14 protein-coding genes are annotated in these 13,245 nt (G+C 72.3%); 12 read left to right on the plus strand and 2 right to left on the minus strand.

The window, feature by feature from the left end; genetic code table 11:
* Window positions 1-130 precede the first annotated feature (130 nt).
* Genes ACFUCU_RS15695 through ACFUCU_RS15725 form a run of 7 tightly spaced genes read left to right on the plus strand, consistent with a single transcriptional unit; the run spans window position 131 to window position 7,042 of the window.
* The gene (locus tag ACFUCU_RS15695; RefSeq protein ID WP_377973407.1) at window positions 131-895 is read left to right on the plus strand and encodes an ABC transporter ATP-binding protein; all 765 of its coding nucleotides are present in this window, start codon (window positions 131-133) and stop codon (window positions 893-895) included.
* Window positions 892-1,698, plus strand: coding sequence for an ABC transporter ATP-binding protein (locus tag ACFUCU_RS15700; RefSeq protein WP_377973408.1), 807 nt, complete (start codon window positions 892-894; stop codon window positions 1,696-1,698). Before ACFUCU_RS15695 ends, ACFUCU_RS15700 begins: the two co-directional genes overlap by 4 nt.
* Window positions 1,695-2,570 carry a branched-chain amino acid ABC transporter permease gene (locus tag ACFUCU_RS15705; RefSeq protein ID WP_290258334.1) on the plus strand — a complete coding sequence of 292 codons (876 nt, stop codon included), beginning with the start codon at window positions 1,695-1,697 and terminating at the stop codon, window positions 2,568-2,570. Before ACFUCU_RS15700 ends, ACFUCU_RS15705 begins: the two co-directional genes overlap by 4 nt.
* Window positions 2,567-3,814 carry a branched-chain amino acid ABC transporter permease gene (locus ACFUCU_RS15710; protein WP_377973409.1) on the plus strand — a complete coding sequence of 416 codons (1,248 nt, stop codon included), beginning with the start codon at window positions 2,567-2,569 and terminating at the stop codon, window positions 3,812-3,814. The genes ACFUCU_RS15705 and ACFUCU_RS15710 overlap by 4 nt, the downstream gene beginning before the upstream one ends.
* A complete protein-coding gene (locus tag ACFUCU_RS15715) occupies window positions 3,811-5,460 on the plus strand; it encodes a class I adenylate-forming enzyme family protein (RefSeq protein WP_377973410.1) in 1,650 nt (549 codons plus the stop codon). Before ACFUCU_RS15710 ends, ACFUCU_RS15715 begins: the two co-directional genes overlap by 4 nt.
* Window positions 5,457-6,137, plus strand: a complete 681-nt coding sequence (locus ACFUCU_RS15720; protein ID WP_290258331.1) for a TetR/AcrR family transcriptional regulator — start codon at window positions 5,457-5,459, stop codon at window positions 6,135-6,137. Before ACFUCU_RS15715 ends, ACFUCU_RS15720 begins: the two co-directional genes overlap by 4 nt.
* Window positions 6,134-7,042: an alpha/beta hydrolase gene (locus ACFUCU_RS15725; protein WP_290258330.1), complete on the plus strand. Its 909-nt coding sequence runs from the start codon at window positions 6,134-6,136 to the stop codon at window positions 7,040-7,042. The genes ACFUCU_RS15720 and ACFUCU_RS15725 overlap by 4 nt, the downstream gene beginning before the upstream one ends.
* Window positions 7,043-7,057: 15 nt before the next feature.
* On the opposite strand, the gene ACFUCU_RS15730 is transcribed toward ACFUCU_RS15725, so the two are convergent.
* Window positions 7,058-7,324 carry a MoaD/ThiS family protein gene (locus ACFUCU_RS15730; RefSeq protein ID WP_377973411.1) on the minus strand — a complete coding sequence of 89 codons (267 nt, stop codon included), beginning with the start codon at window positions 7,322-7,324 and terminating at the stop codon, window positions 7,058-7,060.
* Window positions 7,325-7,331: 7 nt separating this feature from the next.
* Window positions 7,332-8,462 (minus strand): GTP 3',8-cyclase MoaA, encoded by a 1,131-nt coding sequence (moaA, locus tag ACFUCU_RS15735; protein ID WP_377973412.1) that lies wholly within the window; start codon window positions 8,460-8,462, stop codon window positions 7,332-7,334.
* 141 nt (window positions 8,463-8,603) lie between these two features.
* On the opposite strand from moaA, the gene ACFUCU_RS15740 reads away from it, so the two are divergent.
* From ACFUCU_RS15740 to ACFUCU_RS15760, 5 genes are all read left to right on the plus strand, one after another.
* Window positions 8,604-10,280, plus strand: a complete 1,677-nt coding sequence (locus ACFUCU_RS15740; RefSeq protein WP_377973413.1) for a molybdopterin-dependent oxidoreductase — start codon at window positions 8,604-8,606, stop codon at window positions 10,278-10,280.
* A gap of 82 nt (window positions 10,281-10,362) precedes the next feature.
* Window positions 10,363-11,592, plus strand: a complete 1,230-nt coding sequence (gene glp, locus ACFUCU_RS15745) for a gephyrin-like molybdotransferase Glp (RefSeq protein ID WP_364137196.1) — start codon at window positions 10,363-10,365, stop codon at window positions 11,590-11,592.
* Window positions 11,580-12,077 (plus strand): cyclic pyranopterin monophosphate synthase MoaC, encoded by a 498-nt coding sequence (gene moaC, locus ACFUCU_RS15750; RefSeq protein WP_364137198.1) that lies wholly within the window; start codon window positions 11,580-11,582, stop codon window positions 12,075-12,077. The genes glp and moaC overlap by 13 nt, the downstream gene beginning before the upstream one ends.
* Window positions 12,074-12,622, plus strand: coding sequence for a MogA/MoaB family molybdenum cofactor biosynthesis protein (locus tag ACFUCU_RS15755; protein ID WP_364137200.1), 549 nt, complete (start codon window positions 12,074-12,076; stop codon window positions 12,620-12,622). The genes moaC and ACFUCU_RS15755 overlap by 4 nt, the downstream gene beginning before the upstream one ends.
* On the plus strand, window positions 12,612-13,148 hold the full coding sequence (locus tag ACFUCU_RS15760; protein ID WP_364137202.1) for a molybdenum cofactor biosynthesis protein MoaE: 537 nt from the start codon (window positions 12,612-12,614) through the stop codon (window positions 13,146-13,148). Before ACFUCU_RS15755 ends, ACFUCU_RS15760 begins: the two co-directional genes overlap by 11 nt.
* Window positions 13,149-13,245: the final 97 nt, after the last annotated feature.

Here is a 13,245-nt window from a genome sequence, read left to right on the forward strand (position 1 = left end):
AACACAAGCCGCTGACGGCCTCCCCGATGCACCCGGGTCTCGTGCGCTCGCAGATGTGTAGCCGCGACCGCCTCCAGCTTCCACGCCCGGCCCGGCCGCACCGGCCTGCGAGCCAGAACAAAGGACCCGTATGACTACCCCAGCCACGCCCGCCCTCGAGGTGGACGGCCTCGGCCTGCAGATCGGCGGCGCCCGCATCCTCCAGGCCGTCGGCTTCACCGTCAACGCCGGCGAGATGATCGGCGTGATCGGCCCCAACGGCGCCGGCAAAACCACCCTCTTCAACCTGATCTCCGGCGTGCTGCGCCCCACCGCGGGCAGCATTGCCCTGAACGGACGGCCGATCACCAACGAGCCGATCCACCGCCGGGCCAGGGCGGGGCTGGGCCGGACCTTCCAGACCTCCAACCTCTTTCCCCGGCTCTCCGTCCTGGAGAACGTCCGGCTCGCCGCGCAGGCCAAACTCGGCGGAAGCCTGAACATCCTGCGCTTCCCCGGTTCCTCGGACGAGGCCACCCGGATCGCCCTGGGCACCATCGCCGAGGTTGGACTCAGCGGCCAGCTCACGACGGCGGCCGGGGACCTCTCGCACGGCGAGAAGCGCAAGGTGGAGATCGCCGTGCTGCTGGCGACGGATCCCGCCGTCGTCCTCCTCGATGAGCCGATGGCCGGGGTGGCGTCGGGGGACGTCCCGTCCCTCACCGCCATCATCCGGGGGATGCACCGGGACCGCGGCTGCACGGTCATGATGGTCGAGCACCACATGGACGTGGTGCTGGGCCTGGTGGACCGGGTGGCCGTGATGCACCACGGCAGCCTGCTGGCCCTGGACAGCCCCGACGCCGTCATGGCCAACCCCACCGTGCAAAGCGCCTACCTCGGAGAACCAGTATGAGCCCCGCCGCGGACCCCCGCCCCGAAACCCCGGGCGCCGCCCCAGGCCCCGTCACGCCGATCCTCACCGTGGACCGCCTCAGCGCCAGGATCGCCGGCCAGCAGGTGGTGGAGGACGTCTCGTTCTCCGTCCCGGCCGCCGGGATCACCGCGCTGCTGGGCCGCAACGGCGTCGGCAAGACCAGCACCATCAAGGCCATCATCGGCCTGATCGACCGCTCCGGGGCGGTCACGCTCGACGGCGAACGGATCGACAAGGACCCCACCTACCGGATCATCCAGCGCGGCGTCGGCTACGTCCCCGAGGACCGCGAGGTGTTCTCCAAGCTCACCGTCGCCGAGAACCTGCGCCTGGCCGAACGCGACGCCGCGCCGCGCCGCCAGCTGGTCGAGGAGCTCTTCCCGGACCTGCTGGCCCGTGCCGGCCAGATGGCCGGGACGCTCTCCGGCGGCCAGCAGCAGATGGTCTCGCTGGCCCGCGCCCTGCTGAACACGAACAAGGTCCTGCTGGTCGACGAACCCACCAAGGGCCTGGCCCCCAAGATCGTCGGCGAGGTCGCCGAGACCCTGGCCGAGGCCGCCCGGACCGTGCCGATCCTGCTGGTGGAACAGAACCTGCAGGTGGTCCGCCAGCTCGCCGGGGACGCCGTCGTCCTCTCCGGCGGCCGCGTGGTCCACACCGGGCCGGCACAGGAGTTCCTCGACGACGCCGCCCTGATCCAGCGCCACCTCGGCGTCTCCAACGACCCGCACCCGGGTGCGGACCAGGCCTCCCACGCTGCCGTGAAAGGCGCCGCCCAGTGAGTACCGTCATCCTCTTGCTCTTCACCGGCCTCGGCCTCGGGGCGCTGTACTTCCTCGTCGCCGCCGGCCTGTCCCTGATCTATGGCCTGATGGGCGTGCTCAACTTCGCCCACGGGGCTTTCCTGACCCTCGGCGCCTTCACCGGCTGGGAGATCGCCCGCCGCGCCGGGTCCGACAACTGGGGGATCTTCCTGGTCTCCCTGCTCATCGGCGCCGCCGCCGGCGCCGCGTTCGCGGCCTTCACCGAGTTCGTCCTGATCCGGCGCCTCTACCAGCGCCACATCGAACAGGTCCTGGTCACCCTTGGCCTCTCGCTGGCCACCGTCGCCCTGTTCGACGGCATCTGGGGGACCGACCCGGTCTTCATCCAGGGGCCTGCCTGGTTCAAGGACACCACCGACATCCTGGGCGCCCGCGTCCCCAACGACCGGTTCGTCTGCATCCTCGCGGCGGTCCTGGTGCTGCTGGCCCTGGTCTTCTTCCTGAAGAAGACCCGCTACGGCATGATCATCCGCGCCGGCGTCGAGAACCGCTCCATGGTCACCGCCCTGGGCATCGACGTCCGCAAGGCGTTCACCCTGGTCTTCACCATCGGCGGTGCCGCGGCCGGACTGGGCGGCGTCCTCGCCTCGCACTACTTCGGCTACGTCTCACCGATGCTCGGCGGCTCGCTGCTGATCTTCGCCTTCATCGTCACGGTGATCGGCGGGCTCGGCTCGCTGACCGGCGCGGCCATCGCCGCCGTCGCCGTCGCCGTCCTCCAGCAGTTCGCCAACTTCTACCTCGGCGGCACCGGCGACTTCGTCGTGGTGCTGGCCCTCGGCGTCGTACTGCTCGTCCGCCCCACCGGCCTGCTTGGGAGAACCGCATGACCACCACCGGCAGCAACACCGAGACCACCACCGACGACGGCGCCGACACCGGCACCGGAGCAGTCCGCCGGTCCCGCCGCCAGGGCGCCACCCACGACGACGGCGCACGCACCGCGGACACGCCCGGCGCCGGCCGCGGCAGGGGAGGCCGCCCCGTCACCGGCCGCCGGATTGCCGGCTGGGCCGCGGGCCTGGCCGGGGTACTGCTCCTGGTCCTCCTGCCGCTGCTCAACCTGTCCCTGCCCGGGATCCTGCCCGGTCCCAGCTACACCCCGGGATCGCTGCAGCTGCTGGCCATGAGCATGCTGATGGCCGCGGCCGCGCTGACCTACCACCTGCTCCTCGGCGTCGCGGGGCTGCTCTCCTTCGGCCACGCCCTCTATTTCGGCGCCGGCGTCTACGGGCTCGCGATCATCCTGAAGAACCTGGAGATTCCGCTGCTGCCGGCCATGGGGCTGACCCTGCTGATCGTGATCGTGCTGGCGCATGTGGTGGGCAGCATCAGCCTCCGCGTCGGCGGCATCCCGTTCGCCATGGTCACCCTCGCCTTCGCCCAGGCCGGCTCGGTGATCGTCGGCCGCAACCCGGACGGCCGGACCGGCGGCGACGAGGGCCTGACCCTGCGCACGGACAACCTGCCCGAGGCCCTGGTGGGCGTGGTGAACACCCGGAACCTCTACTGGCTGGCGCTGGCCGTGCTGGTGGTTGTCTTCATCATCGTCACCTGGGTGCAGTCCTCCCGGGCCGGCCACACCGCCGCCGCGGTCCGCGAGAACGAACTCCGTGTCCGCGTCCTGGGCCTGCAGCCGTACCTGGTGAAGCTGCTGATCTTCGTGGTCTCCGCGATCCTCGTGGGTGTGATTGGCATGGTGTTCCTGCTGCTGCAAAGCGGCGCGGTGCCCCGGGCCATCTCCTCGGACCTGACCATCACCCTGCTGGTCATGGTGGTACTCGGCGGCGTGGGCTCACGCTGGGGCGCCGTGATCGGCGGCGTCTTCTACACCATCCTGGACCAGCGGCTCACCGCGCTGGCCAACTCCGAGGCCGTCAAGGGCCTTCCGGACATCCTGCGGGTACCGTTGTCTGAACCGCTGTTCATCCTCGGCACGCTGTTCATCCTGGTGGTGCTCTTCCTCCCGGGCGGCATCGCCGGGACCGCGGAGCGGCTGGCGCAACGGCGCCGCGGCCGGGCCGGCAACGGCACCACCGAGACGCCGCGGGAAATTCTGGAGGACGCAGCATGACCACCGACACGGCTTCCGCCGCGGTCCACATCGCAGGCCCTGTTCGCGGGGACGGGCTCCACACCCTGGGCCGCTGGACCACCGACCGCAGCCACGCCACCCCGCACCGGGTCGCGATCGATGACCGGGGCTGCGCCCTGACCTACCTCGAACTGGAGCGCCGCGCCGCGGCCCTGGCCGAGGGGTTCCGCGAAGCCGGGTACCGGGTGGGGGACCGGGTGGCGAGCCTCACCGGCAACAGCACCGACCACGTGGTGGCGTTCTTCGCCTGCGCCAAGGCCGGCCTGGTGCTGGTGCCCCTGTCCTGGCGGCTCTCGCCCCGGGAACTGGCCGTGCAGCTGGAACTCGCCGAACCGCACCTGCTGCTCGTCGAGGCGGACCTGGACTCCCTGGGCGCCGCCGCCTGCGCCCTGCTGGCGCACCGGCCACGGACCGCGGCGCTGGGTCCGGGCGGGGTGGAGAAGTCCGTCCCGCCGCCTACCCGGGTCACCCCGGCGCCGGCCGAGCTGCCGCGGCAGTCCGTGCAGGACGACGACGCCCTGCTGATGATCTTCACCTCCGGCACCGAGGGGCCCAGCAAGGCCGCCGTGCTGACCCACGCCAACTGCTTCTGGAACAACCTCTCGCTCTCCCGCACCCTGGACATGGGCAGCAGTGACGTGGTCCTGGCCGTCCTCCCTCAGTTCCACGTGGGCGGCTGGAACATCCAGCCGCTGCTGGCCTGGTGGGTGGGGGCCACGGTGGTGCTGGAGCGCGGCTTCGATCCCGGCCGGGTGCTGCAGCTGATCGACGAACGCGGCGTCACCATGCTGATGGGCGTGCCCACCCAGTACCTGATGCTGGCCGAGCACCCCGACTTCGCCGCCGCGGAACTCGGCGGCCTCCGGCACGCCGTCGTCGGCGGGGCGCCCATGCCCGCGCCACTGCTGCGGATCTGGCACCGCAAGGGGGTGGCGCTGAGCCAGGGCTACGGCCTTACCGAGGCGTCCCCAAACGTGCTCTGCCTGCCCAACCAGGACGCCGAGCGGATGGTCGGCTACTCCGGCAAGCCCTACCCGCACGTCGAGGTGGCGGTCGCCGATCCCACCACCGGGGAGATCCTCGACGGCGCGGCCGCCGGCGAGCTCCTGGTGGGTGGCCCCGGCGTCTTCGCCGGCTACTTCCGCGACCCGGCCGCGACGGCGGCGGTCCTCGCCGGCGGCTGGCTGCACACCGGTGACCTGGTCGAGCGCGACGCCGACGGGTACATCAAGGTGGTGGACCGGCTCAAGGACATCTACATCTCCGGCGGCGAGAACGTCTCGCCCTCCGAGGTGGAGGCCGTCCTCCTGGCCCACCCGGCGGTGGCGCAGGCCGCCGTCGTCGGCGTTGAAGATCCCCGCTGGGGCGAGACCGGGCAGGCGTTCGTGGTGGTCCGGCCCGGGATGGCCACCGACGAGCAGGACCTGCTGGACCACTGCGCCGGCCAGCTGGCCCGCTTTAAGGTCCCGTCGCGGGTGGAACTGGTCGCCGGGCTGCCGCGCACGGCGCTGAACAAGGTGCTGCGCGCCCGGCTCCGGCAGGATCTCGCCGCCCGTCACTCGGACGGCGCCACCCCGACCACCGCATCAACCACCACTGCATCGACCCCCGGAGGCCGGCGATGAGCACCGCACCCCGCACCGCCCGCGGCACCCGCACTCGCGCCAAGCTGCTCGAGGCCGCCGAGGCCGTGTTCGCCTCGGTGGGCTACCACGACGCCTCGATCGTCAAGATCACCGAGGCCGCCGGCGTCGGACTCGGCACCTTCTACCTCTACTTCGACGGGAAGCAGACGATTTTCGACGAGGTGGTGGAGGACCTCAACCGCCGGGTCCGGCACGCCATGACCGACGCCGCCCGCAGCGCCGGTAACCGGATCGACGCCGAACGGGCCGGCTTCCGGGCGTTCTTCCGCTTCACCGCCGAGCACCCCGCGCTGTACCGGATCATCCGCCAGGCCGAGTTCGTCTCGCCCGGCGCCCTCCGCCTGCACTACACCCGGATCGTCAACGGCTACATCGAGGGTCTGAAGTCAGCCCAGCTCGCGGGGGAGGTCCGGGACATGGACCCCACCGTCGCGGCCTGGGCGTTGATGGGCATCGGCGAGCTGATCGGCATGCGCTGGGTGCTCTGGGACGAGGAAGGCGCCGAACCGGCCGCCGGCGCCAGGCCCGAGATTCCCGAGCACGTCTTCGAGGAAATGATGCAGTTCATCGAACGCGGGCTGGCCCCGAACCCCGGCCTTCCCGCCCCCACTACCGCCGCGAACCCCACCCCGCCCCAGGAAGGGACGAACCCATGACCCAGACCACCAGCCAGCAGACCTACCGGACCGTCGAGGTCCCCGTGCGCGGCGGCACCATGCACACCGCCATCTGGGGCCCGGAGGACAGCTCCGACGCCCCGACCATCCTGGCCGTCCACGGCGTCACCGCCTCGCACAAGTGCTGGGCGTACCTGGCCGAGGCGCTGCCCGACGTGCGGATCATCGCCCCGGACCTGCGCGGCCGCGGCCGCAGCAACGCCCTGCCCGCCCCGTACGGCATGACCTCGCACGCGGAGGACCTCACCGCTGTGCTGGCCGAACTCGCCCCCGGCCCCGTCGTCGTGGTGGGCCACTCCATGGGCGGCTTCGCCTCCGTGGTCCTCTCGGACCTGTCCCCGGAGCGGGTCCGGTCCCTGGTGCTGGTGGACGGCGGCCTGCCGCTGCAGGTCCCTGAGGGGCTCTCCGACGCCGAGATCGTCTCCTCCATCCTGGGCCCGGCGGCGGAGCGGCTCAACGCCACCTTCACCAGCCGCGAGGTCTACCGCTCCTTCTGGCGCAAGCACCCGGCCTTCGCCTCCGACTGGGGCCCGTTCGTGGACGACTACGTGGACTACGACCTCACCGGCGAGGCCCCGGAACTGAAGCCGGCCACACGGTACGAGGCGATGGCGGAGGACACCGCGGACCTGCACCGGGGCTCCTCGCTGCTGAAGGCGCTGGCGGACCTCACGGTGTCGACCCAGGTGCTGCGGGCGCCGCGCGGGCTGCTCAACGAACCCGCCGGCTTGTACGCGCCGGGCTACCTCGAGACCTGGGCGGAGAAGCTGCCGTCCCTGCAGGTCCGGGATGTCCCGGACGTGAACCACTACACAATCATCATGGGCGAGCGCGGCGCGGCCGCCGTGGCGGACACCGTCCGGGCCGCCCTCGCGGGGGAGTAGTTTCCCGGCGGGTTCCTAGCCGCCGGCGAACGGCGGCAGGACGTCGACGACGTCGTCCGGGGCCAGCGCCGTGGCGCGGTCCCGGACGGCCACCTCGTTGAGCAGGAAGCTTGAACGGGACAGCAACCGGGCCAGCGGGGGAGTGCCGGCGGGCGGGACCGGACGTTCGACGGCGAGCACGGCTTCGAGCAGGCCGGCGACGTCGGCGCCCTCGGGCAGCTGGAAAGTTTCCTCGTCGACGCCGGCGGCGGCGCGCGCGGCAGCGAAGTAACGGACGATCACGGGTTGGTCAGCCTCCGATGGCGCTCATGCTGCGGTCCGGCTGGACGAAGTCGGGGGCGTCGAGGCCCACGTGGTCCATGCCGTGGGCCTTGGGCTTGGCCCACATGGCGTCCTGCCAGCGTTCGGCGAGCTGTTCGTCGGTGGCGCCGCTGCGCAGCAGCCCCAAGAGGTCCGTCTCCTCGTGCGAGAAGAGGCAGCTCATGATCTTGCCCTCGGCGGTGATCCGGGTGCGCCGGCAGTCGGCGCAGAACGGCTCGGTGACCGAGGCGATGATGCCCACGGTGCCCAGGACGGGTCCCTCCGCGGTGTCCGTGCCGGGGACCCGGGCGCGGACCTCGAAGCGTTCGGCCGGGGCGCCGTCGCGTTCCCGCGGGTCGGTGGACAGGACATAGTCCACGGACAGCAGGTCCCGGATCTCGGCGGCGGTGATCATGTTCCGTCGGGTCCAGCCATGGTCGGCGTCCAGGGGCATCTGCTCGATGAAGCGGAGCTCGTAACCGCGGCCCAGTGCCCAGGCCAGCAGGGAGGGAGCCTCGGCGTCGTTGATGCCGCGCATCAGGACAGCGTTCAGCTTCACCGGTCCCAGGCCCGCGGCCCAGGCGGCGTCGACGCCGGCGAGCACCTTGTTCAGGAATGGACGCCGGGTCAGCTGGGTGAAGGTCTCCTCGTGCAGCGAGTCCAGGGAGACGTTGATCCGGGTCAGGCCGGCGTCCTTCAACGCCTGGGCCTTCTTTTCCAGGCCGACGGCGTTGGTGGTCATGGAGATCGGCAGGTCCGGGTGAGCGTGGCGGAGGGAGCTGATGATGTCCAGCAGGTCCGCGCGGACCAGGGGTTCGCCGCCGGTGAGTCGGAGTTCGCGCACGCCCAGGCTGTCCACGCCGATCCTCACAATCCGGACGACCTCCTCGGCGCTCATCACGGCCGCCTTGGACAGCCACTCAAGGCCCTCGGCGGGCATGCAGTAGCTGCAGCGGAGGTTGCACTTGTCCGTCAGCGACAGGCGCATGTCGGTGGCGACGCGGCCGTAGCGGTCCACCAGGCCCGCGGGAAGCCCGGCCGGGCGTCCGGCCGGCTGCGGCGCCTGCGGGTCGGAGCCACCCTCTGCGCGGGGCTGGGGCATGCCAAGCTGAACAGTCATAGTGTCAGGCTACGCCACCTGCGCCGGGGCATCACCGCCCGGCCGGCGCGAATCCATCCAGCGAACGCAGCCGTGAACCCAGCGGGCGAACGCAGCCGTGAACCCGGCCGCGAATCTCCCCGGCGAATCTATGCTGGGAGGATGAATACCCCGCAGCCGGTGGCGCAGCGATCGGGACCGCCCGGGCCGGAAATCGTAGGACCGCGCGTGTCCCGCTGGGCGGCGGCCTCCGGGTTGGCCGCGGTGGGAGCCGGCGTGGCCGCCGGGGAACTCGCGGCCGGGTTGCTGAGCCCCTCGGTCTCTCCCGTGACAGCGGTGGGCGGGGCCGTGATCGACGCCGTCCCGCCCGGCGTCAAGGAGTGGGCCATCTCCCTGTTCGGCACCGCCGACAAACTCGCCCTGCTCACGGGCATGGGGCTGGCGATCGCCGTGCTGGCCGCCGTCGCCGGTGTCCTGGAACTGCGCCGCCGCTTCGCCGGGGCGGCCGTCGTCGCGGTGTTCGGACTGGCCGGACTCGCCGCGGTGCTGGGCCGGCCGGAGGCGGACGGGGCTGCCGTGCCCGCCCCGCTGCTGGCCGCCGCCGTCGCCGTCGTGCTGCTGCGCTGGCTGATCGGCGCCCTCCGTGACTGGCGGACGACGGCGGGGGAGACGCGCGGTGCCACGGCGCCGGAGAGAGCGTTAGAGCCGGAGACGCCGCCGGAGACACTCCCAGCGGCACTGCCGTCCCCGGACACCGGGAAGGAACCGGCCACCCGACGCCGGTTCCTCCGCAGCTTCTCCATCACGGCGGGTGTCGCGGCCCTCGGCGGCGTGCTCGCCGGCACGCTCCGCGGCGCCACCGCCGCCGTCACCGGCTACCGCAGCACCTTGGCGCTTCCCGCCCCCGCCTCGGCCGCCCCGCTCGTTCCCGCCGGCGCGGACCAGCAGCTGCCCGGCCAGGGCCCGCTGGTGACCCCGGCGGACGACTTCTACCGGATCGACACCGCCCTGCGCGTCCCGGTGGTGGATCCCCGGACCTGGAAGCTCACGGTCACCGGGATGGTGGACCGGCCGGTGGAACTCGACTTCCAGGCGCTGCTCGCCAAACCCCTGATCGAACGGCACATCACCATCGCCTGCGTCTCCAACGAGGTGGGCGGGGACCTGATCGGCAACGCCCGGTGGCTGGGCTGGCCGGTCCGCGAGCTGCTGGCACAGGCCGGACCGCAACAGGGCGCGGACATGGTGCTCTCGCGCAGCGTGGACGGCTGGACCGCCGGGTCGCCGTTGGAGGCCCTCACGGACAACCGGGACGCGATCCTGGCTATCGGCATGAACGGTGCCCCGCTGCCGCTGGAACACGGCTTCCCGGTGCGCCTTGTCGTCCCCGGCCTCTACGGCTACGTCTCGGCCACCAAGTGGCTCACCGAGCTGAAGGTCACCCGCTTCGCCGCCGACGAGGGCTACTGGACCCCGCGCGGCTGGAGCGAGCGCGGGCCGATCAAGACGTCGTCACGGATCGACGTGCCCCGCGCGGGCCGGAAGGTCCCGGCCGGGACGGTGACCTTCGGTGGGGTTGCCTGGGCCCAGCACCGGGGGATCCGCGCCGTGGAGGTGCGGGTGAACCGCGGCGACTGGAAGGCCGCCGAGCTGGCCCCCGGCATCTCCGCTGACACCTGGCGGCAATGGAGACTGGCCCTGCCGCTGGGGCCGGGCAGCTACGAGGTGCAGGTCCGCGCCACGGACGCCACGGGAGCCGTCCAGGTGGAGGCACAGGCCCCCGTCGCGCCGGACGGAGCCACCGGATACCACACGGTTACAGTTGACGTGACCTCCTAACCGGAGCGCCGCCAGACCCCTGCCACACCAGAACCCCAGTCCGCCGAGAAACCCAGCCCGCCGAGCCGAAGGACACGCACCCATGCACTCCCGACCCCAGCCCGCCGCGGCGGGACCGGCCAGCGTCGAGGCGCACCGGGACAAGGTCCGCGCGCTGCTGGCAGGCCTCGCCGTCCGCACCGACACCGTGCCGCTGGCCGACGCGCTGGGCCGCGGACTGGCCCGCGACATCATCGCGCCGCTGGACCTCCCGCCGTTCGCCAACTCCCAAATGGACGGATACGCCGTGCGCAGCGCGGACCTGGCCGAGGGCGGCACCGAGCTGCGCGTCACCGACCCGGTGCCCGCGGGCGCCCAACCCGCCGCCCTGGCCGCCGGGACCGCGGCCCCGATCATGACCGGGGCAATGATCCCGCCGGGTGCGGACGCCGTCGTACCGATCGAAGCGGCCGAGCCGGACGTCTTCCCCGAACCCGGCAGCCCCGCCACCGTCCGGCTGCCCGCCACGGCCACGGGAACCTACGTCCGCGCCGCCGGCAGCGACATCGCCGCCGGGACCCGGGCGCTGGCCGCCGGCACCTACCTGGGCCCCGGGCAGCTGGGACTGCTCGCCGCCCTGGGCCTCGCCGAGGCGCCGGTGCACGCCGCCCCGACGGTGCTGCTGGTCACCACCGGCGACGAGGTGGTGGCCCCGGGCACGCCGCTGGAGGCCGGCAAGATCTACGACGCCAACTCCACCCTGCTCGACTCCGGGCTGCGGCAGGCCGGCCTGGCCGTCACCCGCGCCGGCATCACCGCGGACGACCCGGCCGCCCTCGAGCGGCTGCTCCGCGCCCACGCGCCCGCGGTGGACCTCATCATCACCACCGGCGGCGTCAGCAAGGGCGCCTACGAGGTGGTCCGGCAGGCCCTGGAGGGCCACGGCGTCGAATTCGGCTCCGTCGCCATGCAGCCGGGCGGACCCCAGGGGCTGGGCACCTTCGACGGCGTCCCGGTGCTGTGCTTCCCCGGCAACCCGGTCAGCTGCCTGGTCTCCTTCGAGATGTTCCTCCGTCCCGTCCTCACCGGGCTGCTCGGCAGTCCCGCACCCCGGACCGCCGTCCGCGCCCGGCTGGCCGCGCCGCTGACCTCGCCCGCGGCCAAAGACCAGGTCCGGCGGGGCACCCTTACCCCGGATGGCACCGTGCACCTGGAGGGCGGCCCCGGCTCACACCTGGTGCACGCCCTGGCCCTCTCCAACGCCCTGGTGCACGTCCCGGCCGGTACCGCGGAGCTCGCCGCCGGCGATGAGGTGGAAGTATGGGTGCTGTGAACGACGCAGAACTCTCCCCGCCCGCGCTGACACATCTCCGCCGGGACGGCACCGCCCAGATGGTCGATGTCTCCACCAAGGCCGAGACCACCCGCGAGGCCACCGCCACCGCCACCGTGCACAGCACCGCTGAGGTCCTCTCGCTCCTGGGGTCCGGGGACCTGCCCAAGGGCGACGCGCTCGCCGTCGCCCGGGTCGCCGGCATCATGGCCGCCAAGAAGACGCCGGAGCTGATCCCGCTGTGCCACCCGCTGCCCATCAGCAAGGTCACGGTGGACTTCGAGCTCGGCACGGACACCGTCACCGTCTTCGCCACCGTGAAGACCCGCGGCGTGACCGGGGTGGAGATGGAGGCCCTCACCGCGGTCTCCGTCGCCGCCCTGAGCGTCTACGACATGATCAAGGCCGTCGACAAGCACGCCGTGCTCAACGACATCAAGGTCCTGGCCAAGAGCGGCGGCAAGAGCGGGGACTGGACCCTGTGAGCAGCCACGAATCCCACCAGCACCCCGAACCCCACACCCACGGGGAACCCCATACCCACGGCGAGGTGACCGGCCGGAAGGCGGGGATCGTGATCGCCTCCACCCGCGCCGCCGCCGGAGTCTACGAGGACCTCACCGGCCCCGTCATCGCGGACTGGCTGACCGAACACGGCTTCGAGACCTACCCGGCAATGGTGGTCCCCGACGGCGAACCGGTCGGTGCCGCCCTGCGCGCCCTGCTCAGCCAGCGCCCCTCGGTGATCATCACCAGCGGGGGCACCGGCCTCAGCCCCACCGACTCCACCCCGGAACAGACCCTCCCGCTGCTGGACCGCGAGATCCCCGGCATCATGGAGGGGCTGCGGGCCGTCGGCGCCGCCAAGACACCCACCGCGCTGCTCAGCCGCGGCCACGCCGGCGCCGCGGGCACCACCTTCATCGTCAACCTGCCCGGATCGCCCAAGGGCGTGATGGACGGCCTTGGCGTCCTCGACCCGATCCTCGGCCACCTCTGCGACCAGCTGGAAGGCACCCATGGGCACTGACGCCACCAACCCCAACGCCACCACAACCGACAGCACCACTTCTGACAGCACCGCGTCCGACGGCGCCGTCGGCGGCGCCACGTTCGACATCGTCCACGCCGTCCTCAGCGCCGAGCCCATCTCCGTCGACCAGGCCATCGCCGCCGTGGAGTCGGACACGGCCGGCGCCGTCGTCAGCTTCAGCGGCGTCGTCCGCAACCACGACGGCGGCAAGCCGGTGGACCGGCTGAGCTACAGCGCGCACCCCACCGCCCACCAGGTGATGGCCGACGTCGTCGCCGGGCTCGTCGCCGAACACGCCGCCGCCGGCACGGAGTCCAAGCCGGTCCGGATCTGGGCCGCGCACCGCACGGGCATGCTGGAGATCGGCGACCCGGCCCTGGTCTGCGCCGTCTCCGCCGCGCACCGCGGGCAGGCCTTCGCCGTCTGCGCCGAACTGGTGGACCGGATCAAGGAACAGGTGCCGATCTGGAAGGAACAGTTCTTCAGCGACGGCACCGTCGAATGGGTAGGCGCGGGGGAGTAGCACCTCCGGCGGCCTGTGCCCGCCGACGCCCGCAGCCAGCCGCCCGCGGCGCGTGCCCCGTTACGCGGGGCCGGTCCGGGCGGTAACGGTTCAGGCC

It is taken from the genome of Arthrobacter sp. NPDC057259, assembly GCF_042668995.1.
Classification (GTDB): Bacteria; Actinomycetota; Actinomycetes; order Actinomycetales; family Micrococcaceae; genus Arthrobacter.

Excerpts from the sequence above, each read along its gene's own strand:
- ACFUCU_RS15695 (WP_377973407.1), top strand. The coding sequence starts at position 131 with ATGACTACCCCAGCCACGCCCGCCCTCGAGGTGGACGGCCTCGGCCTG.
- ACFUCU_RS15710 (WP_377973409.1), top strand. The coding sequence starts at position 2,567 with ATGACCACCACCGGCAGCAACACCGAGACCACCACCGACGACGGCGCC.
- ACFUCU_RS15715 (WP_377973410.1), top strand. The coding sequence starts at position 3,811 with ATGACCACCGACACGGCTTCCGCCGCGGTCCACATCGCAGGCCCTGTT.
- ACFUCU_RS15725 (WP_290258330.1), top strand. The coding sequence starts at position 6,134 with ATGACCCAGACCACCAGCCAGCAGACCTACCGGACCGTCGAGGTCCCC.
- ACFUCU_RS15700 (WP_377973408.1), top strand. The coding sequence starts at position 892 with ATGAGCCCCGCCGCGGACCCCCGCCCCGAAACCCCGGGCGCCGCCCCA.
- moaC (WP_364137198.1), top strand. The coding sequence starts at position 11,580 with ATGGGTGCTGTGAACGACGCAGAACTCTCCCCGCCCGCGCTGACACAT.
- ACFUCU_RS15740 (WP_377973413.1), top strand. The coding sequence starts at position 8,604 with ATGAATACCCCGCAGCCGGTGGCGCAGCGATCGGGACCGCCCGGGCCG.
- moaA (WP_377973412.1), bottom strand. The coding sequence starts at position 8,462 with ATGACTGTTCAGCTTGGCATGCCCCAGCCCCGCGCAGAGGGTGGCTCC.
- ACFUCU_RS15720 (WP_290258331.1), top strand. The coding sequence starts at position 5,457 with ATGAGCACCGCACCCCGCACCGCCCGCGGCACCCGCACTCGCGCCAAG.
- glp (WP_364137196.1), top strand. The coding sequence starts at position 10,363 with ATGCACTCCCGACCCCAGCCCGCCGCGGCGGGACCGGCCAGCGTCGAG.
- ACFUCU_RS15760 (WP_364137202.1), top strand. The coding sequence starts at position 12,612 with ATGGGCACTGACGCCACCAACCCCAACGCCACCACAACCGACAGCACC.